At 47.7% G+C, this 21,101-nt stretch carries 22 protein-coding genes and 1 pseudogene; 15 read left to right on the top strand and 8 right to left on the bottom strand.

The features are described 5' to 3' along the window. Window positions 1-16: 16 nt before the first annotated feature. Complete coding sequence (locus JTA15_RS07730; protein WP_223399140.1) at window positions 17-514, top strand: cupin domain-containing protein; 498 nt, start codon at window positions 17-19, stop codon at window positions 512-514. Then, entirely contained in the window at window positions 514-1,305 is a 792-nt protein-coding gene (locus tag JTA15_RS07735; protein ID WP_148576738.1) for a carboxymuconolactone decarboxylase family protein, read from the top strand. The genes JTA15_RS07730 and JTA15_RS07735 overlap by 1 nt, the downstream gene beginning before the upstream one ends. A gap of 75 nt (window positions 1,306-1,380) precedes the next feature. On the opposite strand, the gene JTA15_RS07740 is transcribed toward JTA15_RS07735, so the two are convergent. After that, entirely contained in the window at window positions 1,381-2,280 is a 900-nt protein-coding gene (locus tag JTA15_RS07740) for a LysR family transcriptional regulator (RefSeq protein WP_014170396.1), read from the bottom strand. Window positions 2,281-2,544: 264 nt separating this feature from the next. Between JTA15_RS07740 and JTA15_RS07745 the strand changes: the two genes are divergently transcribed. The 4 genes and pseudogenes from JTA15_RS07745 to JTA15_RS21720 all read left to right on the top strand — a co-directional run bounded on the left by JTA15_RS07745 (window position 2,545) and on the right by JTA15_RS21720 (window position 5,893). Further along, complete coding sequence (locus JTA15_RS07745; RefSeq protein WP_014170397.1) at window positions 2,545-3,309, top strand: SDR family NAD(P)-dependent oxidoreductase; 765 nt, start codon at window positions 2,545-2,547, stop codon at window positions 3,307-3,309. Window positions 3,310-3,452: 143 nt separating this feature from the next. After that, the gene (locus tag JTA15_RS07750; RefSeq protein WP_219373075.1) at window positions 3,453-4,322 is read left to right on the top strand and encodes an aldo/keto reductase; all 870 of its coding nucleotides are present in this window, start codon (window positions 3,453-3,455) and stop codon (window positions 4,320-4,322) included. Window positions 4,323-4,636: 314 nt separating this feature from the next. Next, window positions 4,637-5,057, top strand: a pseudogene (locus JTA15_RS21715) (hypothetical protein). A 107-nt stretch (window positions 5,058-5,164) separates the two neighbouring features. Beyond that, window positions 5,165-5,893 carry a mechanosensitive ion channel domain-containing protein gene (locus tag JTA15_RS21720; RefSeq protein WP_323696500.1) on the top strand — a complete coding sequence of 243 codons (729 nt, stop codon included), beginning with the start codon at window positions 5,165-5,167 and terminating at the stop codon, window positions 5,891-5,893. A 166-nt stretch (window positions 5,894-6,059) separates the two neighbouring features. Here JTA15_RS21720 and cspA read toward each other — a convergent pair whose 3' ends face one another. After that, the gene (gene cspA / locus JTA15_RS07760) at window positions 6,060-6,272 is read right to left on the bottom strand and encodes an RNA chaperone/antiterminator CspA (RefSeq protein ID WP_014170400.1); all 213 of its coding nucleotides are present in this window, start codon (window positions 6,270-6,272) and stop codon (window positions 6,060-6,062) included. 589 nt (window positions 6,273-6,861) lie between these two features. Here cspA and JTA15_RS07765 point away from each other — a divergent pair. After that, complete coding sequence (locus JTA15_RS07765; RefSeq protein ID WP_032679692.1) at window positions 6,862-7,467, top strand: hypothetical protein; 606 nt, start codon at window positions 6,862-6,864, stop codon at window positions 7,465-7,467. Window positions 7,468-7,784: 317 nt separating this feature from the next. Here JTA15_RS07765 and JTA15_RS07770 read toward each other — a convergent pair whose 3' ends face one another. Beyond that, a complete protein-coding gene (locus JTA15_RS07770) occupies window positions 7,785-8,318 on the bottom strand; it encodes a hypothetical protein (protein ID WP_025203966.1) in 534 nt (177 codons plus the stop codon). A gap of 254 nt (window positions 8,319-8,572) precedes the next feature. Here JTA15_RS07770 and JTA15_RS07775 point away from each other — a divergent pair, with 254 nt between their 5' ends. From JTA15_RS07775 to JTA15_RS07790, 4 genes are all read left to right on the top strand, one after another. Then, a complete protein-coding gene (locus JTA15_RS07775; protein ID WP_020882419.1) occupies window positions 8,573-9,238 on the top strand; it encodes a Crp/Fnr family transcriptional regulator in 666 nt (221 codons plus the stop codon). A gap of 304 nt (window positions 9,239-9,542) precedes the next feature. Next, complete coding sequence (locus JTA15_RS07780; RefSeq protein ID WP_044867516.1) at window positions 9,543-10,508, top strand: nucleoside hydrolase; 966 nt, start codon at window positions 9,543-9,545, stop codon at window positions 10,506-10,508. 75 nt (window positions 10,509-10,583) lie between these two features. Next, window positions 10,584-11,480 (top strand): adenosine deaminase, encoded by an 897-nt coding sequence (gene add, locus JTA15_RS07785; RefSeq protein ID WP_255580174.1) that lies wholly within the window; start codon window positions 10,584-10,586, stop codon window positions 11,478-11,480. Between the two features lie 62 nt (window positions 11,481-11,542). Next, complete coding sequence (locus JTA15_RS07790; RefSeq protein WP_219373076.1) at window positions 11,543-12,691, top strand: MFS transporter; 1,149 nt, start codon at window positions 11,543-11,545, stop codon at window positions 12,689-12,691. Window positions 12,692-12,872: 181 nt separating this feature from the next. Here JTA15_RS07790 and JTA15_RS07795 read toward each other — a convergent pair whose 3' ends face one another. After that, complete coding sequence (locus JTA15_RS07795) at window positions 12,873-13,352, bottom strand: MarR family winged helix-turn-helix transcriptional regulator (protein WP_047744755.1); 480 nt, start codon at window positions 13,350-13,352, stop codon at window positions 12,873-12,875. Window positions 13,353-13,492: 140 nt separating this feature from the next. On the opposite strand from JTA15_RS07795, the gene JTA15_RS07800 reads away from it, so the two are divergent. Together JTA15_RS07800 and JTA15_RS07805 are read left to right on the top strand one after the other, a co-directional pair. Then, complete coding sequence (locus JTA15_RS07800) at window positions 13,493-14,314, top strand: alpha/beta fold hydrolase (protein ID WP_219373077.1); 822 nt, start codon at window positions 13,493-13,495, stop codon at window positions 14,312-14,314. 75 nt (window positions 14,315-14,389) lie between these two features. Further along, the gene (locus JTA15_RS07805; RefSeq protein WP_020882412.1) at window positions 14,390-15,157 is read left to right on the top strand and encodes an alpha/beta fold hydrolase; all 768 of its coding nucleotides are present in this window, start codon (window positions 14,390-14,392) and stop codon (window positions 15,155-15,157) included. Between the two features lie 106 nt (window positions 15,158-15,263). Here JTA15_RS07805 and JTA15_RS07810 read toward each other — a convergent pair whose 3' ends face one another. After that, window positions 15,264-16,223: an MBL fold metallo-hydrolase gene (locus JTA15_RS07810; protein ID WP_255580175.1), complete on the bottom strand. Its 960-nt coding sequence runs from the start codon at window positions 16,221-16,223 to the stop codon at window positions 15,264-15,266. 154 nt (window positions 16,224-16,377) lie between these two features. Here JTA15_RS07810 and JTA15_RS07815 point away from each other — a divergent pair, with 154 nt between their 5' ends. Continuing rightward, window positions 16,378-17,274 (top strand): helix-turn-helix transcriptional regulator, encoded by an 897-nt coding sequence (locus JTA15_RS07815; RefSeq protein WP_150343082.1) that lies wholly within the window; start codon window positions 16,378-16,380, stop codon window positions 17,272-17,274. A gap of 39 nt (window positions 17,275-17,313) precedes the next feature. Here JTA15_RS07815 and JTA15_RS07820 read toward each other — a convergent pair whose 3' ends face one another. The 3 genes from JTA15_RS07820 to JTA15_RS07830 all read right to left on the bottom strand — a co-directional run bounded on the left by JTA15_RS07820 (window position 17,314) and on the right by JTA15_RS07830 (window position 19,793). Next, window positions 17,314-18,519: an NAD(P)/FAD-dependent oxidoreductase gene (locus JTA15_RS07820; protein WP_219373078.1), complete on the bottom strand. Its 1,206-nt coding sequence runs from the start codon at window positions 18,517-18,519 to the stop codon at window positions 17,314-17,316. 136 nt (window positions 18,520-18,655) lie between these two features. Then, the gene (locus JTA15_RS07825; RefSeq protein ID WP_255580176.1) at window positions 18,656-19,408 is read right to left on the bottom strand and encodes a glucose 1-dehydrogenase; all 753 of its coding nucleotides are present in this window, start codon (window positions 19,406-19,408) and stop codon (window positions 18,656-18,658) included. A 37-nt stretch (window positions 19,409-19,445) separates the two neighbouring features. Then, window positions 19,446-19,793, bottom strand: a complete 348-nt coding sequence (locus JTA15_RS07830; RefSeq protein WP_020882407.1) for a MerR family transcriptional regulator — start codon at window positions 19,791-19,793, stop codon at window positions 19,446-19,448. 248 nt (window positions 19,794-20,041) lie between these two features. Here JTA15_RS07830 and JTA15_RS07835 point away from each other — a divergent pair, with 248 nt between their 5' ends. Next, window positions 20,042-20,932: a GNAT family N-acetyltransferase gene (locus JTA15_RS07835; protein ID WP_219373079.1), complete on the top strand. Its 891-nt coding sequence runs from the start codon at window positions 20,042-20,044 to the stop codon at window positions 20,930-20,932. The last annotated feature ends 169 nt before the right edge of the window (window positions 20,933-21,101 follow it).

Genomic DNA, 21,101 nt, shown 5'->3' on the forward strand with positions numbered 1-21,101 from the left:
TTCACAACAGGAGAGTATGATGATCCGTTTCACCTCTGTAGCAGCATCACTATTGGTATTTGCAGGTATGTCCGCACACAGCGAAACCACCCCTTCAGCTCAAATGACCGTGTCTGAAACGGGCAGTCGCGCGACGATTGCCGAACCCGCTGACCACTTTACCGGACGTGCTTACATTGACCCCCTCTTCTCACCTGTCGCCCCGCAAAGAACAGGCGCCGCGTATGTCACCTTCGTGCCCGGCGCACGTTCCGACTGGCATACCCATCCGCTTGGGCAAACACTGGTGGTCACGTCCGGGACGGGCTGGGTGCAGGAGTGGGGGCAGGAGCGAAAAACCGTGCACGCCGGGGATGTCATTCAATGCCCGCCAGGGGTTAAACACTGGCACGGCGCAACGGATAAAACCACGATGGTGCATATGGCCATTCAGGAATCGAATGAACAGGGGCAAAACGTGAACTGGCTTGAAAAAGTCAGCGATGCGCAGTACCTGCAGGCGGGAGGGCATTAATGCTGAACAGAACCGCCCTGCTTATCGTTTCACTCTTATTGATTAACGGATGTGTCTCCCAGACTACTCAAAACAGGAGTTCGACAATGAAACCGGAAGACTCACGGGACGCTGTAACCCAGGTCGCGCCAGCAATGGCTGCCTATTCAGAACAGTTTATTGAAAAAGATCTCTGGAATCGCCCGGAACTGTCGCGACGCGATCGAAGCCTGGTGACGGTTGCAGCGCTGATCAGCCGCAATGATACGGCGGAACTTCCCCACTACCTCAACGTGGCGCTGGACAGCGGCGTAAAACCTGCGGAAATCTCAGAGACAATCACCCACCTGGCTTTTTACGCCGGCTGGCCGAACGCCACCTCTGCGGCGCTGATCACGCGTCAGCTGTTTGCTCAACGCCATATCGATACCGCTTCCTTGCCAGGCGGAAAGGTGGATTTCCTGCCGCTGGATGAAGAGTCGGAAAACAAGCGTGCCACGCTGGTTGAATCAAACTTTGGCAAGGTCTCGCCGGGCGTAGTGAAATACACGACCGACGCGCTATTCCAGAACCTGTGGCTCAGGCCCGGACTGGCGCCTCGGGACAGAAGTCTGATCACCGTCAGCGCGTTGGTCACTGCCGGCCAGGTGGCCCAGGTTCCTTACCATCTCAACCGCGCCATGGACAATGGTTTAACCCGGCCCCAGGCGTCCGAAGTCCTGACGCAACTGGCCTTTGTTGCGGGCTGGCCCAATGTTTTCTCGGCGATGCCGGTCTTTAAAGAGGTGTTTGCCGGCAGGGATAATGCCTGACATTTAGCCACGCAACTGTAAACGCCAGGCACCGGATGAGGGGCCTGGCTTTGCGTTGCTGACAAACGTCTCTCTTCAGGGATGTTTGTAATGGCGTAGCGCGTCGACCACCAGCTGGAATGCTTTCGATAGATTTCGGTTCTCGGGATAGTAAATATAATAGCCATCCCAGTAGGGGCACCAGTCGTCGAGCACGCTAATAAGCTCCCCACGGGCAATATGCTTTTCTGCGATATCACGCGGAACATGCGCCAGGCCGTACCCTTCCACTGCAGCCTGAAGGCACTGATAGATCCGGCTAAAGACCAGCTGACCAGTGACTTTCACGTTCAGGCTTTTACCCTCTTTTTCAAATTCCCAGACGTATAAATTGCCATGCGTAGGAAACCGCAGGTTGATGCAGTTGTAATCAATCAGATCGTTAGGGTGCTGCGGCTGAGGATTGCGGGAAAAATAATCAGGTGAGCCGACCACGGCAAAACGGACATCCGGGCCAATACGCACGGAAATCATGCCGTTGGAGATCTGTTCCCCCAGACGGGTCCCTGCATCAAACCGCCCGGAAACAATATCCGTCAAGGCATAGTCATCAATCAGCTCCAGACTAATGTCAGGATATTCTTTAAGCAGCGGTTCCAGCTTCGGCCAGATAACAGACCCGATAGCGTAATCTGACGTTGATATACGCACCGTACCCGCGGGTTTGCTGTTGAGATCTTTCAGGGACTGCAAACGCCCCTGAATACCATCGATGTAAGGCCCCAGGTCATCCAGCATGGACTGACCAATATCGGTTAACGCAATACTGCGCGTGGTGCGAGTCAGCAGTTTCATCCCCAGCCGAGATTCGAGGGTACGCATAGTATGGCTCAGGGCTGACTGCGATACGCCTAATTGGGCCGCAGCTTTGGTGAAGCTTTTTTCGCGCGCAACGGCAATAAAAGCCATTAGGTCATTAAGATTTTCTCGTGCCAATCTGGGCCTCTGATATCCGGAAAAGGGGGGGCTGATTCATCCCAATACACTGTCTCTTCAGACGAAAAGCGTTCTGGCGGTATGGTGTTCATTATAAATGACGGCCGCCTGCGCTGTATGAGAAGCAGTCTATCTAATTTATGAAAATTCCTCATTACTGCATTTTGATTTAGTCAGTTTTAACAACATCACATTTCCCGCAGAATACTTTTACACAACGTGAGACGTCTGCATTGCACGTGATTCCACGGTAAGAGGTATCAAATGGTTAAGTATGATTTTAGTGGCAAGGTGGCGCTGGTCACCGGCGCGGCTTCCGGTATGGGGCTCGCGACCGTCAGGGCATTTTGCGAATCTGGCGCAACGGTGGTGATGGCGGATATTCGCGAGGATGCGTTATCTCGCGAAGCGGATGCGCTACTGGCCGAAGGGTATACTGTTAAACCCGTCGTCTGCGACGTGACTGACGAAGAGCAGGTCAGACGCATGATTGAGAACGCAGTACAGGCGTTTGGTCAGCTCGACGCCGCCTATAACAACGCCGGTATTCAGAGCCCCATTGCAGAAACCGCAGATGCCAGCGGCGAAGAGTTTGATCGCGTCAACGCGATTAACCTGCGGGGTATCTGGAACTGCATGAAATATGAGCTGCAACAAATGCGCCGTCAGAAAAGTGGCGCTATCGTTAACTGTTCGTCTCTGGGCGGGCTGGTCGGCATTGCCGGGCGCGGCGTTTATCATGCGACAAAGCACGGCGTCCTCGGGCTGACCAAAAGCGCAGCACTGGAATATGCCGCGCGTGGAATACAGATCAACGCCGTTTGTCCCGGCATTATCCGCACGCCAATGGTCGAAAATATGCTGAACAGCGAGCCTGACGCAATGGCCGAGCTCATGAAGCTGCAACCAATTGGTCGCCTGGGCGAGCCCGAAGAGATCGCGCGCGCCGTCTTGTGGTTGTGCAGTTCCGATGCCAGCTTCGTCACCGGACAGGCTCTGGCAATTGATGGCGGTTATACGGTTCAGTAATCAGATGTCATTCTGGTTTATTCCCGACAGGGTGTAGACCAGCGTATTCAGCGATTTGAAAGAATAAAGACGATTACCACGGGTTCGTCGTGGTTCTGTTTATACTTTTGAATGGTGTCTAAACAGGGTGGAGGAACTCTTCAGTGGAATATACAGTATTAAGCAACAACCTCAGAATGCCGATGGCGGGTTTTGGTGTTTTTCAGGTCACCGATAAAGAAGAATGTAAACAGTCAGTGCTGAGCGCCATTCGTACAGGCTATCGCCTCATTGATACCGCAGCAGTGTACGGCAATGAAGACGCCGTGGGCGATGCCGTTCGTGAAGCCATCGCTGAAGGTCTGTGTACCCGCGAGGAGTTATTTATTACCTCTAAGCTGTGGGTGCAGGACATGGCAAGCTACGAGACCGCCAAAGCCGGTATTGAGGCATCGTTAAAAAAATCGGGATTAGACTATTTCGATCTCTACTTATTGCATCAGGCAATGTGCGATTATTTCAGCGCGTGGCGGGCTTTGGAAGATGCGTATGATGCCGGAAAGCTAAAAGCGATTGGCGTGTCTAATTTCTACGCCCACGTGCTCACCAACTTCTGTGAAACGGTCAGAATTAAGCCCATGGTAAATCAGGTGGAATTACACCCTTACTTTGCGCAATCTGACGCACTCGAGACCATGAAATATTACAACGTTCAGCCAGAAGCCTGGGCACCACTTGGCGGCGGAAGGCACAAACCGTACGAAAATGAAATGCTCAAGGGGATTGCCGAAGCGCATCAAAAAACCATCGCTCAGATCATTCTGCGCTGGAATGTGCAACGTGGCGTTACCGTCATTCCTAAATCCACGCACCAGAACCGGATTGAAGAGAACCTGGCTATCTGGGACTTCTCCCTGAGCGATGCCGAAATGGCGCAAATCAGTTCGCTCGACTTAGGCTATGTTGGCGATGCGGTTAAACACTTTAACCCTGAGTTTGTTCGCGGGTGTCTGGGTGTAAAAATCCACGACTAAGCGCGACGCGGCGTGCCACCCTCTTCCACTTCTGCAGAGAATGTAACGCCTTTCTCCCTGCTTCGGTACCGAACAGGGAGAGGATATATGTTTTAGCGATCCAAATGCTGAAGGTGGACATCGTCTGCTTTTATTGCCTGGAACGGTTCTGGAAATAAAGTTACCGACCGAAACAAAATAGGTCTGTGCGACTTAGGATTCAGGTCGTGGACTTGTCTGTACCGGATATGCCATTATATGATTTGGTTAAATCTTTGTATTTATCTTTTGAATAAGGTTAATACAAAATGGCATACTTATTCAGGCGATAAGCGATGGTGTACTTGGATTATTTATTAACATTTATAGAAAGCAATCCGGCTCTGGCCATTGGATTTAATCTTATTCTGTTGGTCATTTCAGGTTTTTTTGCGCACCTGATGTGCAAATTCCTGCTCATAAAAATCGTTCGTAAGGTCTTCTTTGCCAGCCATAAACAGGATGTCCCGCTGGAAAAAGATCGCCGCATAGCCGAAAAGCTGTCGAATTTCATTCCGGTTATTATTGTTTATTACGTCCTGCAGTTTATGCCCAATATGCCAGCATCGCTGGTGACGGCAATAAATACCATTTGTGGGATTCTATTCTTTATTTTTCTGTCGGTTTTCTTCAATGAGATGCTGGATATTGTCAACAGCTCATATTTACGCAAGACGAAGCGCAAAAATCACTCTATCAAAGGCTATATCCAGATAGGGAAAATATTTATTCACGTCATCGCCGCGATCATGATCCTTGCCGTCATGTCGAATAAATCCCCCGCGATTATTATTTCCAGCCTCGGGGCCGTGGCGGCCGTGCTGATGTTAGTCTTTCAGCATACCCTGCTTTCGCTCGTTGCCAATATCCAGCTTTCATCAAATGACGTCCTGCAGCTGGGGGACTGGATTGAAATGCCCGATAAGAACCTGAGTGGCGAAGTGACCGACATTGCGCTGCACACCATTACTATCCGTAACTGGGATAACACGATCTCGCGTATCCCGACCAAAAACTTTCTGACCGAAACGTATACCAACTGGCAGGCCATGTTTTCGTCAGGCGCACGCCGGATAATGCGCAGCACCACGATCGATCAGCACTCCGTTACATTTCTCACGCAGGAAACGCTGGCCCCGATGCTGGCCCTGCGCGGCACGAATGAACCACTGGCAAAACTCATCGACGGACGTGATCCCATGGGCGTACCGGACAGTTGGTTTATGGATAATGGCCTGACAAATTTAACGCTCTTTCGGCACTACCTGATGGCCTGGCTCGCCGATCGGCCTGATATTATCAAAGATATGTATATTGTGGTGAGAACGCTGAAGCCTACGCCGTCGGGTATTCCCCTGGAAATTTATTGCTTTACCTCTTCCGTACTGTGGATGGAGTATGAAAATACTCAGTCAGCGATATTTGAATACATCACCGCTGTCGCTGGTCAGTTCTCGCTCCGCTTATATCAGTATCCGGCAGGACATGATTTCTGGCGTTTATCACAGGAACACAGCCTTCGGGACCGCACCCCACCTCCGGGTGAAGGTTAAGCTTTTTTGAAAACAGGCCGGTCAAACGGAATAATAGACAGCCTATCACCATCCTGAAGCCATAAAAAAACCCGCACTCGGCGGGTTTTTTTATTATCGGTGAAGCTTAACTGCTCAGACTCGCGTCTTCATCGCTATCGTAAGGCTCACCGACAATGTGCGCGACTTACAGCGGAGAAACGTTACCCGCTGCTGGGCCTTTAGCGCCATTTTCAATGGTGAAGGACACTTTCTGGCCTTCATCAAGAGATTTGTAGCTGTCGCTCTGAATAGCAGAGAAGTGTACGAATACATCTTTGCTGCCGTCGTCAGGAGTGATAAAGCCAAAACCTTTATCAGAGTTAAACCATTTTACTAAACCAGTCATTTTATTAGACATAGATAATTCCTTATTTTTTGAGCCACTAAGCGCGGCGATGATGGCCTGTATTTAGAGAGTAACTTATTTGGCACTTAGGAGGAGGCTCACGAAGAAGAGTATCTATTGATAACACCTGAACTGAGGACTGCTTTACTAAACTGCTTTAATAAGGTCTGTATTCCAAACCGATGACGCTATTTAGGCACAGAAAAATTTTTTAAGCAAAGTTTTTATTTTTTATTATAACCACTTAAACACCCGGACGGCTGAATGGCTATGGAAATTAAGGCGCTGGAGCAGCGTATTCACGCCCTGTTTAGCTAAAGCATACTTCCCCTTTTGAGGGTGGATACCCGTCTGACGATGGGTCATCGTATGCGCGTGACTGCTCAACCAGAGGCTGAACTCGTGTGGCATGGGATTACATCGCGCAGGCGACTTTCCACCTGGATTTCTGATGCAAGGCTGAAGTCTGAGGTGGAAAGCTAATGCGCCCTCGCTAAGTAGCTCAAAATGCTTAAAATTCATGCCTATAGCGCACAAAGTGAAATAGATTTTCGTTCGAAGCCACTTATCATAGGTGTTTTGAATGAAAGTGGTGGTGTTAATGTCTGTGCTCAAAAGCTTTTTCTTCTTCCTTTTCGCGTCAGCAGCCTGCACTGTGCCCGTGCTTTGCCTGTGGGCGGATATCTATTTATTTAACCTGGATATACCGGAGATATCGCTGACCGAAATTGTGCAGGAATCAGTTTTAGGGGGCATTGTATTTATACACTTCCTGCTGGCGAAGAAATGGGCATTCATGCGCTATTGCAACATCCTGATTGGCGGCTTCTTCCTCTCCATGCTGATTCGAGAACTGGATGCATTTTTCGATCTTCTGGCTCACGGAAGTTGGGTATGGTTTGCACTGCTTTCCGCCGTTTGTGCTTTGCTTTACCCCGTTATCCATTATCGTCTTACCCTTACACAACTCGCACACTATACCCGTACCCCGTGGTACGGCGTAATGCTCAGTGGTCTGTTGGCAGTCCTGGTCTTCTCCCGGCTGTTTGGAATGCACGGGTTATGGTACGCGATACTTGATCAAAGCTACGTCAGGGTGGTCAAAAATGTCGTGGAGGAAGGCAGCGAGTCATTCGGGTATATGCTCTGCCTTATAGCATCTGTAGGGTACTACTGCTCTTTCCGGTCGCTCCCCCGCCAGAAATGATTCTGGTATTTAGAGAGCACGATAAACACGCCAATCTTCCTGTGACGATGAGTTGAACGCCACAGGGAGAGCGGACTTCTATTCTCAAAAGCAAACGTTGTAGCGCCCAATATAATACGTTACATCTCTCTTAACGCCATCCGCGTGCTCCGTGTTCAGGTAATGCCCTTATAAAGTGAAAAAGAATCAATAGTCGTTGAACAGATGAAGATAAAAAAACAACATCAAAAATCTCTTCTTCAGATTTTTAATGGTGAAGTCAATCTCCCTCGCAGCAAAAATTCACGTGATTATATGTGAATTCGCAAACTAACATCTTAACGCTCTATTAATTCGGCGAATCTCTCAAGAAATGCACTAAATGCAGCTTTCGGTAGCATCGGAACGACTTTAATTATAACCGATGGTGATATATCTCGCAGGGAAGGATAGTCTAATACCTTTTCCATACCCAGATCCCTCGCTTCAGTAGCGAGCATGATCCGATCAGCATGCTTAACTTCTGAGGCTTTACAGGAGGAAATATTAAATTTCACTCTGATCAATGACTCAATTTCTTTCTCAAGGTTTATATACTGCGGCATACATTTTTTTAAAGGAGAAGGGAAATCTTTTATGTAAGCCTCGGTGGCATCATGAAGAAGCCCTTCCAGAGCCAAATGCACTGGCGTTAAATAACTTACCAGAACGGAATGCTGAGCCACTGAATAGAAACTTTCGCATTGCCCACCAAAACGGCATTCATTTGACAAGCCCTTAGCGATATCAATTATATCTATATCATTTATACTGAGATTAAGAAAATCAATTTTCTTGCCGCTAAAAGTAACGATAGTGGTTGCTGAATGCATAAACCCGCCCCAAATAAAATAACTCTCAGACCATTTACCTGGAGTATAAAAAACGCTTTATCGAAAAAAAAGGACGTATGTCCTTTTTTCGAAAGGAGTTTTATTATAAGAGTTGATGACGATTTGAGAAAATGGTATAGATGCGCCAGAAATATCATCGCTGACAGGCTAACCTGGGGATGCCAGGCATATGGCTTGAGATTATTTCATGCGCAATCTATAATAATTCACAAACAAAGCGTTGAGTCACCTTTATGAAATCATTACAAATAGATTTATCACATTCTGACATTCTGAACTCTAAACTTAAATTCATTTTACCAGATGACATACTCAGCAGAGCTAAATTACTGATTTTTAATAAGGGAGAGATTTTACTCCACCAAGGAGATTCCCCATCGGGAGTTTACTGTTTAATTAAAGGTAAGGTACAAATAGAGCATTTATCTAAAGATGGTAAAGATATTACTTTTTGTATAGAAGAACCTCTTTCTGTGATTGGTGCCATTGAAATTTTCCAACATGATAGCACCAGCAGAAATCTGAGTACAGTAAAGATCCTTAAGACGTCAACGATAGTTTATTTTTCACTTAACTATATAAATACTATTGGATTAAATGAGCCAGTTTTTCTTCGTTTTCTTTGCCAACAACTTGCAAATAAATTATTCATCTCTTCTCAATTAAAAACCACTATGTGTTTAAGTTCATTACAGAGAGTGTCAAATTACCTCATGAATGAATATAATAAACATGGTTCCGTTATCAGGCTTGAGCGAAGAGAATTGGTCGCATCATTTCTTTCCATTTCGGTGAGACATCTCAATCGAGTTTTAGCAGAGTTACAAGAAAATCAAATCATAGAACTCAAGAATAAAACGATTATAGTGAAAGACAGTGAATTATTAAAGCCAGAGTAATCTGCAAATAACCTTCGCACCACATTCTACCACAGCCGCTTTCAACGCCATCGGAAGATGGTTCATTTATATGAAGCCTTTTTTAATCACAAGTTTTTTATTTTATAAAAGCACTAACCATATATAAAAACTATGGCACACGATTTTTTCACAAATATCTTAGCGAAGTTAGCGCTCAGAATACTAATCGTTATTGAAGCGAGACCGACTGGCATGTCCACTAAAAAGAGATAGATGTCCTTTTTTTTGGATGCATTGTTCGTCATCTTATCTCGTGACAAGCTTCCTTACTGAGAGAAATACTATGAGAAAATTACTTATTGATACTGATACCGCTTCTGATGACGCAGTCGCTATTGTGATGGCACTCAGAGAGCGTACCGTTAGGGTTGAAGCAATAACAGTAGTCGTTGGTAACTGTGAGATCGAACAGTGTGTTCAAAACGCATTAGTGAGTATTGAAAAAGCCGGAACATATGCTCCTCCTGTATTTTCCGGAATGACAAAGCCGCTTTTTAAAACCCACTTCACTTCTCACCATATTCATGGCAAAGATGGTATGGGTAATATGGAAAATCCCCCCACCACCCTAAAGTCGGAATCACTTCATGCGGTAGATGCGATTCTTCTTTATGCAGAAAAATTCAAAGGTGAACTTGAGATCGTTACCCTGGGACCTCTGACTAATCTGGCAATGGCAGTACTGAAGGAACCAACGCTTGCGAAAAAAATTAAACATGTTTATATCATGGGCGGTGCCGGCCTTACTTCGGGAAATATCACGCCTCTGGCTGAGTTCAATTTTTTTGTTGATGCGGAAGCCGCTAATATAGTGATGCAATCAGGGCTCCCTATGACAGTCGTTGGGTGGGAAATAGGCATGGGAGAAGCTTTCATTAATGAAGATGATATAGCATACCTCAATCAACTGAGCCCCTTGGGTCAGTTCGCCGTAAGATGCAACAAATCCTTGATGGAGTTTAATGCAGGCCGAACGGTACGCAAGGGTTTTGATTTGCCAGACCCCACCACCATGGCAGTAGCGCTTTTTCCTGATATTGTTGAGGAGGCGTTTTCCCGTTATTCCTGGGTGGAGTACAAATGTGAGTCATCGTATGGACATTATGTTATCGATGCGACAAACCTTACAGGGAAAGCACCTAATGCCAGAATTATACTTAAAATAAAAAGTGGTATGTTCAAAGAGAAATTATTCTCGTTACTCGCAGACTCCGCAATGATGTATAGAGGAACTTTAGATGCATTTTAATTCCCGAAGGATTCCGAAAATTGAGCTTCACGTTCATTTGGATACTTGTATTAGCTATCATTGCGCAAAATGCTGATGCCTGCACTGAATCTTAAAGTATTTCAGTCGAATTTTATCGCACCGAGTCAATGTACTGACCTGGGAGATTTTTTAAGAAGAATTTCTCCGCAGCTGAGCTTATTACAAACCCACACTGCATTACGTCAGGCCGTCGAAGACATGTTTGATCAACTCCATGCTGATGGGGTAATTTATGCTGAGTTACGCTTTGCGCCACTCTTACATCTTAATCAATATCTTACGGCTGAAGAGGTCATTGAAACCGTCCTGGATGCCATGCAGATAAATAGCCATATTTTTGATATCAAAGCCAATTTAATATTATGTACACTGCGTCATTTTACGGCAGAACAGAGCCTTGAGACGGCAAGACTGGTGACAAAATACCTGCATTATGGGGTTGTCGCGCTTGACCTTGCAGCTGATGAAGCCCGCTATCCGCTGGATAACCATGTTGAGGCGTTTAATTATGTACGCCAGCATGGAGGCAACTGTATCGCACATGCAGGAGAGGCTAAGGATTTCGTCAGCGTAAATGAAACGCTTAATAAACTGAAAGTTTCTCGCATCGGACATGGCGTCAGAAGCATTGCTGACAGAGCGACACTAGATCGGTTGCTTGCAGAGCATATCCATCTGGAGATTTGCCCGGGTTGTAACATTGTCTGTAATATTTATCCTTCCATTGAAGAGCACCCTGTTAATGCGCTTTTTCGTGAAGGCATTTCATTAAGCATTAATACTGATGCCAGAACCGTTGCCAACACCTCACTGGATAAAGAATATAAACTATTACATCATGTTTTTGGATGGGACACAGAAGAATTTCTGGTTTGCAATATCAATGCTATTGACGCATGTTTTGCCTCGCTACCGCTGAAGAAACAACTCAAAGCCAATCTTACGGGGTGAAAATCCCAGACATACATTTAAACAACAGGCATGAGCGCTCATTACATCGAATATGAAATAACATGACCACATTTTTGTATCTAATACTCTGTGCGATGTCTACCGCCGCCGGCACCGATATGGTTTTGCCTGCTATTCCACTTTTTTCTACAGTCTTTAATACCTCATCGGAGATATCACAAAGGATACTCTCCATATATGTAGCAGGTAATGCCTGTGGTTTATTACTATTTGGTAACCTGGCCGATCGCTTCAGCAAAATCAGGATGCTCTTCTTAGCGCTACTTTTATTTTCACTAACTTCTTTTGGTTGCGCGTATGCTCCAGAAATAACACTTCTTTTAATATTACGATTTATACAAGGGATGGCTTCTGCTGCAGCATCAGTTTTCATCCCTGGATTTATTAGAGGTTTGTTTCCTCATCGGAAGGCAGCCCGGGCAATTGGATTGTTAGGGAGCATACAGGCATTAGTTCCGGCGATAGCCCCTGTAGTAGGTACACTTATCCTGCAGTTCTTTAACTGGAGAATCACGTTTATCTCTCTGGGCGTACTGACGATGGCTTTAGCTGTAATGATAAGGTTTGCAAAGGGACCAGAACGAAACCCAGGCCAGCACACGCCTGGAACGTACGTACAATTATTGAAAAATGCTGTTTATCTTCGCTATGCATTGAGCCAGGCTTTGGCCGTTGGCGGTCTGATAACGTTCGTATTCGGAGCACCAAGCGTCATTATCCTTTCCATGGGCGGGAACCTGAATGACTTCATCCTTATGCAAATGTTGAACGTAGGAGGTTACATCATCGCCGCCAACATTTCTCCGGGGTTGGCTGAACGTTTTAGCCACGAAAAAGTAATTCTTGCCGGCACGCTTATGGCATTGCTCAGCGCCTTCGCGCTATCGGGATATGGTTTCCTGAACGGAAGCCGGGCTTTTGTTATGACCATACTCTTTACGCCAATGGGTTTTGCGCTGGGGTTAAGGGGCCCCGTCGCCTTCTACAGGGGTATCGTTTCTGCAGGCAGTAATGATGCCAGAGGATCTGCGCTTATGATTTTCCTCACCTTCATAACGACTGCGCTGGGGTCACTCATAACTGGACATTTTATTACGGGTGGGCTCACCCCTCTTGCCATGTCAGTCACCGCCATGTTCTTACTGTCATTTTTGCTTTTTGTGTTATTGCCAAAACTGAACCGCCAGTAAATAAACAACAATGGGTAAGTCAATATTCTTTACAGCAGTGCATGAACGCTGTTGAAGAGTCGCTTCGGGGCGCAGCGGACATTGCACCCGCCCACCCCGGCACTTAAAGCAAAGTAACTCCCCGGTACCTGTCTTGTCAGTCACCAGACGTACACTTATCAGGAACCCGAATCCGCCTCAATCAGGATAGGTCATCGGCGTCCGGTTTCTGCGCACGGTGGATCTTGTCACGGATCTTATCAACTGATGCTTTGATGTCAGCAATGATGTCGGCATCCATCCCAAGGGTATCCACGATACAGCGCGTGATAGTGCTGGTCTCGCGTTTCAGCGCCTCACCCTTCTCCGTTAGGTGGATAAGCACTTCGCGCTCATCCTTCGGATTGCGTGTCCGGGTGATCAACCCCGCAGTCTCCAGCCGCTTCAGTAAAGGGGTCAGCGTGCTGGACTCAAGAAAAAGAATTCCACTCAGTTCCTTCACTGTTCGCCCATCCTGATTCCACAAGGTGACCATCACCAGATACTGGGGATAGGTCAGGCCAAGCTTATCGAGCATGGGACGATAGAGCTGGGTAAAAGCATGTCCCGCTGAGTAAAGAGAGAAACAGAGCATGCCGTGCACATCGGGCAGGGAATCCTCGGAAGTAGTGTGTTTAGTCATATGTCCTCCAGTCCCTCTAAAATAATTTGCATACGATTTAATTGCAAGCGATTGACAAAGGCAAAAAGGGCTGCCATATTCATTTGCACGCAAATAAGTCGCACACAAACTAATAGCACAACACATGACAGGAGAACGAAATGACAACTTTCACCACCACAGACGGAACAGGCATTTTCTACAAAGACTGGGGTTCAGGTCAGCCTATCCTCTTCGCTCATGGATGGCCGTTATCGTCTGATGCCTGGGATCAGCAGATGCTGTTTTTCAGCCAGAAGGGTTTCCGGGTCATCGCACACGACCGTCGCAGCCACGGGCGTTCGGACCAGACTTTCCACGGCAACAATATGGATCAGTATGCGGACGATCTCGCTGAGCTGATTGAGGCGCTGGATCTGAAGGATCTGATTTTAGTGGGTCACTCAACAGGGGGCGGCGAAGTTGCTCATTATATCGGTCGTCATGGTACCTCACGTGTGGCTAAAGTCGTTCTGGTCGGCGCTGTCCCTCCTCTGATGCTCCGGACGGATGCCAATCCTCACGGCACCCCGATGGAGGTGTTTGATGCCATCCGCGAAGGCACGGCCAAAAACCGCTCACAGTTTTTCTTCGACCTGACGGTTCCGTTCTATGGCTTCAACCGTGACCATGTCCCCACCAATGACGGGTTACGTGAAAACTTCCGCAGAATCGGCCTGCAGGGCGGTATTAAAGGGCAATATGACTGCATCCATGAGTTCTCTGAAGTCGATTACACACACGACCTGCAGCAGATTGATCGCCCTACCCTGATTATTCATGGCGACGACGACCAGATTGTCCCCATTAAGGCATCCGCACACCGCGCCGCTGAGATCGTCGCGAATGCGACGCTGACGATATATGCCGGCGGTTCACATGGACTGGCGGAGACAGAAGCCGATCGCTTTAACGCTGACGTACTGGCCTTTATTCGCAGCTAACAAGGTGGCCTGTTCCAGACAGGCCGCAACCATCATATGCATAGCCTTTAAACTGAATTGAAAAGAGGAACGATCATGTCCAAATTTGCTGCCTCCCTTGCCGTTGCCACCGTTTTGCTGTCTGCCAGTGCTATCGCAGAAACCGCTAAGCCGACTGTTGTCCTGGTTCATGGTGCCTTTGCCGACTCTTCTAGCTGGAATGGCGTTACCCAAATCCTGCAAAAGGACGGGTATAACGTCGTCGCTGCGGCGAATCCGCTGCGCAGTGTTTCGACTGATGCGGCTTACGTCTCTTCCGTGGTGAACAATATTAAGGGACCGGTCGTCCTTGTCGGCCATTCCTATGGTGGCCAGGTCATTACGAACGCGGCCCGTGATACAAACAATGTGAAATCGCTGGTGTATGTCGCCGCATTTGCTCCGGATGCCGGTGAAGCGGCGGCCGACCTGGCCGGAAAATTCCCTGGCGGCACGCTTGGCCAGGCGCTCGCCGCACCGGTGAAGCTGGCTGATGGTAGCGTCGATCTCTCCATCGACCAGGCGAAGTTCCACCAGCAATTCGCACATGACGTTTCAGCTAAAGAGGCAGCGCTGATGGCCGCAGGGCAAAGACCGATTACCGAAGCGGCTTTAACTGAAAAGTCAGGGGCACCTGCCTGGAAAAAACTGCCCTCTTACTTTATTTACGGTGACGGCGACAAGAATATCCCCGCCCAGGGTTTGCGATTCATGGCTGAACGCGCGGGATCAAAACATACCGTGGTGATCAAGGGCGCATCCCATGTCGTGATGGTTTCTCATCCGCAGGACGTTGCCACACTTATTGAGGAAGCGGCGAAGTAAACATCGCTCTCCCCCCTGAACGCCATCCCTCGCCTGAGGGATGGCCGTATAAGTAATGCCTCTTATGTTCCTGCCGGTATCCGTAAAAATGACGTCAGCGGTATTCTTAATAATCCCAGGGACCCGGGATGCAACGGAACGTATCGCCGTCGACAGCAACATGGCAGACAGACGGGAATGAGAGATGAGTAGCGATCAATGACTCCCTGTTATCTGCCAGTTCCTGCAGCAGACGAATGCGAATCTGTGCCGCTTCTTCGGGATAATGGTCGAAACCATTGAACCAGTCAGGATGTTCAAACCCAACCTGGAAAATGGCATCGCCGGCAAAGGTGAGTCGTTCCCCCTCAGAGGCCAGCCTTACCACGCTGTGTCCGGGAGTATGCCCGCCTGTACGAACGACACGCACGCCGGGTGCAACCTCGTATTCCTCTTCGAATGTATGCAGTTGAGTCTGGTACGCTTGCAAAAATTGGGTAGCGGTTTGGCGCAGTGCTTCCGGGAAACCAGGCGGCATGGAAACCTGTGAAAAATCGGGCTCACGCCAAAATTCCACCTCAGCAGCAGCGACATGAATGCGAAGGTCTGACCGCATGCGCGCTTTCACACCCTCAATAAGCAGCCCACCAACGTGATCCATATGCAGATGTGTGATAATCACATCCGTGACGCTGGCAAGATCTATCCCCGCTGACGCCAGGCGGTTAACCGTTCGCCCGGCGCGGGGTAAATCAGGGAAAGCCTCCCCCATCCCTGCATCAACCAGGATCGTCCGGTCACCGCTATGCACGAGAACCACATTTAATGCCCAGTCGAGAAAATCGGCAGGCAGAAACTTATCTTCAAACCAGTGGGTACGTTCGGAGGCCTCCGCGTTATGACCCAACATGGGTCCAGGTAATGACAACACGCCGTCACTGATCACCAGAACATCAATCTTACCGACCTGTAGTGCATAACGTGATGGCACCTTTTCATAAACGGCTTCCACATGCGAGGTACCATTAACAGGTGCTAACGACGCTGCATCATTCTTAGATATCGCCATATTTCCTCCAGACAACATAATTAATCGATTTAAGGGTATACACACCGTAGAAATGACTTTTCCCCTCTGTTATTTCCCATCATCAAAAATAAACATGCAGACAGACACAATGAAACAGGGTTAAAACATCGCTATACTCTTATGATGCCCACTGTTATTAACAGGTATACTCATGAAAAATCATGACATTCCTCTTGACGATGCCGTTCATAAAATGGCTCAGGTATTAAAGAACCGACCTGAATTAGGCATAGACAGTGGAGATGCGCTGCAAATTCGCTGTTATCACTGGCCGCATGGGCCATTGCATGAAACTATCCCGCCACTCGATCAACATGTGATTATTGCTCACGTTGGACATATGCAGCGTGTTGAGCGAAAAACAGAAAATAAAATCGTTAAAAACACGATCCGGAAAGGCGCCATCACGACAATTCCTCAGGGAAGTACATCTCGCTGGGATATTGCTGGTCTTGTAGATGTTATGCATTTATATATTCCTGATAATATTTTCGCAGATCTTCTGAATCAAATGGAGATACCCACTGCAGAGTTACTCTTACGCACAGCGCATTTTGATGAAACGGCATCAAAAATTACGCTGGCCGTTGCGGAAATCATTTCGGACAATAACAAAATTAACCAACTGCTCTGCGAGCACTTAACGCTGTCATTAATATTACAGTTAATAAAAAACCACTCCAACACGCTGACAGCCGCAGGTCAGTCGCAAGGAGTATTGTCTTCGCGCGCATTAAAAATGGCGCTGGAAAAACTGGATAACAGCCCCATAGGGGATGTCACAATTAAATCACTGGCTTTTGAGCTGGGAGTTTCCTCAGCTCATTTCTGCCGTGCCTTTAAAAACAGTACCGGCTTAACCCCGTACGGGTGGCTTAAGCAGCGCGTAATGGAACGCGCTTTCCACGAGTTACAACACTCCGATAAACTGATTACAGAAATTGCCATTGAAAGCGGCTATGGCTCGCAAAATGCATTTACCCAGGCCTTCAGAAAAATAACAGGCTTGACCCCTGGTCAATGGCGTGAAAAAAAGAACACACGTTGATGCTGCCAGCCGCCAGGCAGCATCAATAGAGATGCCCTGTTACGGAACAATAATATAATCAGGGTTAGCAACAGAAAACATTTTCTCTCTGTCGGGTTCTGGCGGATAAATCCACTGCGTATTAATTTCCTGCTTTATTTTTTTCGCTTCCATGCCCTGGTACATAACCTGATGATCCCAGCCTTCCGTGTAGATCGCCCCCCATTTGCCCAGATCAAGACAGGTAACATATTTTGGCTGGCTGTAAGGATGCAGCGGTAATCCCAGTATTTCTGCTGCCGCGTTATGACCGGCGACGCGCCCCAGGCTCATCGCATGCTGGCAGGACATGACGTTATAATTACCTTCATCATCCGTAGGGACTTTTACGGTATCGCCGGTAACGAAGATACCCCTGGCGGCAGGTGCCCGCAGATGCGCATCCCCAATAACACGGCCCAGATTATCGTGGTCGCCCGGGATGAGCCCGGCTAACGCGCTGGCCCGCATTCCCGCCGTCCATATCACCGTTTTACTGGGGATAAATTCATCGTCCGAAAGCATCACCCCCTCAGCGTTGATTGCGCGCACTCTGACGCCCGTTCGTACAGTCACGCCATTACTGGCCAGCGCCTGATTGATGATCTCACAGGCATCCTCGCCCATCGCCTGACCAATTTTGTTCGAACTGTCCACAATAATAACCTGCAAATGGTGCTCCGAACCCAAGAGGTCTCTGAGGCGTTCCGGCATTTCAGTGGCGGTCTCAAGCCCGGTCAGGCCCCCACCGGCGACAACAACAGTATTTCGTGCGGGAGAATAAGGCTCTGAAGCTAACGACATGAGGTGTTGCTCCAGTTCATGAGCAGCATTCAATGAGTTCACATCAAAACTGTATTCCGTGATCCCCGGCAGTTCTGGGTGAAATGCCTGGCTTCCGGTGGCCAGTACAAAACTGTCAAAATTAACCGAGGTTTCGCCACTCTCTGTTTTTACCGAGATAGTTTTATTTTCTGCGTCAATATCGGTGACATAACCGGCAATATAGTGCACACCCGCAGCCTTAAGAACATGCAGAATAGAGGGTGCCATATTTTCAAGTACGGCTTCATACAATCTTGGACGAATGGTTAATGCGGGTTCCGGAGAAACCAAAAAAATCTCAATCCGATCATTTGCCTTTTCCATATGTACCAGCCTTGCTGCTGAAATGGCGGCCCACATACCTGCAAAACCCGAACCGGCAATAATAATACGTTTTTTCATAGCGATACCTGTTAACAGCGGATGATGAAAATGTCGTTACCGCACCAAGAGTAGTGAAAGTCAAACCTGCCTGCTCTAGCAAAATTGATGTGCTTTAATCAAATTTGATGTTTTTTTATCAGCGCTGCGCGCGCCGCTAAATTTGCCCCATCCCGCCATCGACAGACAGGTCGATACCCGAAATAAAACTGCTTTCATCCGATGCAAGAAACAGCGCTGCCGCGGCCACCTCGTCAGGTTTGCCTAAACGACCTAACGGAATACGACTTGCGATGCTGGCGTCAAAAATCTCGCGATCGCTCAGGGAAACGCCCATTTTACTGATAATCGGTGTGGCGACGGGTCCTGGGCTCAGGCAATTCACGCGGATCCCACGGCCTTTAAGGTCGGTCGTCCAGCTGCGGGCAAAAGATCGCAGCGCGGCTTTTGAGGCGGCATAGATATTGTGTCCATCGAACCCTTTATAATGCGCAATGGAGGACGTTAATATTATCGAGCCACCGTCGGACATTAACGGGAGGGCCTGTTGCACGGCGAAAAACGTCCCTTTTACGTTGATATCAAACTGAGTATTAAAATCATCTTCGGAGGAAGCCGGGAAATCGGAAAGCACAATAACACCGGCATTTGCAAACATCACATCCAGCTTGCCGTATTTTTCGTTAATAATGCGAAAGAGGTTTTCATGGCTTCGTATGTCACTGTTATCGTGTTGTATTGACAGTGCATTATCGTCACCGAGTTCATTCATCGCCTGCTGCAGGGTTTCTGCATTCCTGCCAGTGATAATCACCTTTGCACCTTCTTCAATAAACCGTTTGGCCGTGGCCAGTCCGATACCGCTACTGCCTCCGGTAATTAACGCGACTTTATTGTCTAACCGTTTCATGATGATATTTCCTGTTATTACTGCTCAGACAGCGCGATCACTCGTAGGCGTGAATACGCGTGGCAAGTGTATTTCTGCGTTCATTAAGTAATTCGATAAGCGTGTCCAGTGCCCGAAGTTTTTCTCTGTGCTGGGCCAGACACTGGATAAAACGCGCATCATCCATGTCGCTTACCTGAGAAAACTTTTCCAGCTCTGCAATCTGTCGGGTACTGAACCCACATTTTAAAAGCGAGATTATCCATCTCACTTTCTCGACGTCTTTCGCGTCGTAATTCCGATAACCGTTGTCCAACCGCTGAGAAACAATCAGTCCTTTAGCTTCATAATGTCTGAGCACTCGGGTGCTGACGCCAGTGAGCGCCGCCAGTTCAGATGGTCGCATACCTTTCTCCTCGTCATAGATGCACTCTACAACATTGACACTAGTGTCAATGTAAAGAGCATAGCGTTAGCTGGAATGTAAGCAGATATTTCCTGAGACAGGCAAAATTAACTCCGCCAACGAAGATTGCAGCAATCTTGATTTTGCCTTGACCGTTTATTGATTAACGGTCGGGATAATCAGCCTGTTCAGACAGAACTGCCCGGCGCTGACAGCGCCCTCTGATGAGATTGCAAGGAGAAACAATAATGGGCTTCAGACATTCGCTTTTTGGATGGGAACGTTCAAACTTCACGCATTACCAGGCGGCTTATTATAAGTACGGCGGCAGTGTTAATACTCACCCCGACATTATCAATTTCTTTATGCAGAAGAAGGAAAAAGATTTCGCATTCTGGCATTACCGACGCGATGGCGAGGTCACCGCAGCGTACTTTACCAGTGATGAAAATACCTTCGGCCTGAATGTCTGGCGCGATTACCCGGTATCTTATGATGAAATTATTATCCCCATGGCTGCCGATCAAAAAATCGTTCTGCCAGTAAAAACAAACCGGCTGTCTTCATCGCTGCGTGGGAATATAATAAATGCCACCTATGCTTTTCGTGAAAAACGTAAGGTTTGCCTGATTAAAACGTATTTCTCAGGTAAAACGGTGAAAAAAAGAAATGGCGAGCTAAAAAAAATGCTGGCTGCGGGCGGAGAATGCATACCGCTCAGAGAGATGTCACCGGCGGATATTGCTGATATTTACGTGCATCTTTTCAGGCTGCGTTTTGCTGACAGCGTCAGATGCTATAACAGGAAAAACATCACTGAACTGTTAACCGCCCTGCCACACATGGTCACCGGCAATGTACTTTTCTTTGAAGGTGCTCCCGTTGCGATAGATCTCGTACTGTGTGCCCGTAGTGAAAAAAGCCTGTATTTTGATGTTCCTAACGGAGGGATTGATCCGTCGATCACCGCATTCAGCCCAGGAAGTCTGCTCATGTGGAAAAATATTGTTGATGCACGAGAAGTGTGTCGCAATGAAAATAAGGCAATGCAATTTTCAATCGGATTGTATGATAAAAAATGGGACTATAAACTGCTTTGGGCCGAAACCCGGCCTACAGGTAAATCACTGGTTCTTTGAACTGTATTCGCCGCCCTGCCCTCAACAATTATTTATCTCTTTTCGGCGCATCCAATAAAACAATAATGATAACCTGAAATATGACAATCACCGGTGCGATGTACAGTAAAAAACATCCACATCGTACCATTTTACGAAAGGCAGAAAGCAGTGAGAGAAGTAATTCAGG

The organism is Enterobacter sp. BIDMC 29, assembly GCF_019378755.1.
Lineage (GTDB): Bacteria > Pseudomonadota > Gammaproteobacteria > Enterobacterales > Enterobacteriaceae > Enterobacter > Enterobacter ludwigii.

Excerpts from the sequence above, each read along its gene's own strand:
- JTA15_RS07795 (WP_047744755.1), bottom strand. The coding sequence starts at position 13,352 with ATGACTAAACACACTACTTCCGAGGATTCCCTGCCCGATGTGCACGGC.
- JTA15_RS07800 (WP_219373077.1), top strand. The coding sequence starts at position 13,493 with ATGACAACTTTCACCACCACAGACGGAACAGGCATTTTCTACAAAGAC.
- JTA15_RS07745 (WP_014170397.1), top strand. The coding sequence starts at position 2,545 with ATGGTTAAGTATGATTTTAGTGGCAAGGTGGCGCTGGTCACCGGCGCG.
- JTA15_RS07805 (WP_020882412.1), top strand. The coding sequence starts at position 14,390 with ATGTCCAAATTTGCTGCCTCCCTTGCCGTTGCCACCGTTTTGCTGTCT.
- JTA15_RS07815 (WP_150343082.1), top strand. The coding sequence starts at position 16,378 with ATGAAAAATCATGACATTCCTCTTGACGATGCCGTTCATAAAATGGCT.
- JTA15_RS07790 (WP_219373076.1), top strand. The coding sequence starts at position 11,543 with ATGACCACATTTTTGTATCTAATACTCTGTGCGATGTCTACCGCCGCC.
- JTA15_RS07775 (WP_020882419.1), top strand. The coding sequence starts at position 8,573 with ATGAAATCATTACAAATAGATTTATCACATTCTGACATTCTGAACTCT.
- JTA15_RS07835 (WP_219373079.1), top strand. The coding sequence starts at position 20,042 with ATGGGCTTCAGACATTCGCTTTTTGGATGGGAACGTTCAAACTTCACG.
- JTA15_RS07830 (WP_020882407.1), bottom strand. The coding sequence starts at position 19,793 with ATGCGACCATCTGAACTGGCGGCGCTCACTGGCGTCAGCACCCGAGTG.
- add (WP_255580174.1), top strand. The coding sequence starts at position 10,584 with ATGCCTGCACTGAATCTTAAAGTATTTCAGTCGAATTTTATCGCACCG.
- JTA15_RS07820 (WP_219373078.1), bottom strand. The coding sequence starts at position 18,519 with ATGAAAAAACGTATTATTATTGCCGGTTCGGGTTTTGCAGGTATGTGG.
- cspA (WP_014170400.1), bottom strand. The coding sequence starts at position 6,272 with ATGTCTAATAAAATGACTGGTTTAGTAAAATGGTTTAACTCTGATAAA.
- JTA15_RS07770 (WP_025203966.1), bottom strand. The coding sequence starts at position 8,318 with ATGCATTCAGCAACCACTATCGTTACTTTTAGCGGCAAGAAAATTGAT.
- JTA15_RS07735 (WP_148576738.1), top strand. The coding sequence starts at position 514 with ATGCTGAACAGAACCGCCCTGCTTATCGTTTCACTCTTATTGATTAAC.
- JTA15_RS07730 (WP_223399140.1), top strand. The coding sequence starts at position 17 with ATGATGATCCGTTTCACCTCTGTAGCAGCATCACTATTGGTATTTGCA.
- JTA15_RS07810 (WP_255580175.1), bottom strand. The coding sequence starts at position 16,223 with ATGTTGTCTGGAGGAAATATGGCGATATCTAAGAATGATGCAGCGTCG.
- JTA15_RS07780 (WP_044867516.1), top strand. The coding sequence starts at position 9,543 with ATGAGAAAATTACTTATTGATACTGATACCGCTTCTGATGACGCAGTC.
- JTA15_RS07825 (WP_255580176.1), bottom strand. The coding sequence starts at position 19,408 with ATGAAACGGTTAGACAATAAAGTCGCGTTAATTACCGGAGGCAGTAGC.
- JTA15_RS07765 (WP_032679692.1), top strand. The coding sequence starts at position 6,862 with ATGTCTGTGCTCAAAAGCTTTTTCTTCTTCCTTTTCGCGTCAGCAGCC.
- JTA15_RS21720 (WP_323696500.1), top strand. The coding sequence starts at position 5,165 with ATGTTAGTCTTTCAGCATACCCTGCTTTCGCTCGTTGCCAATATCCAG.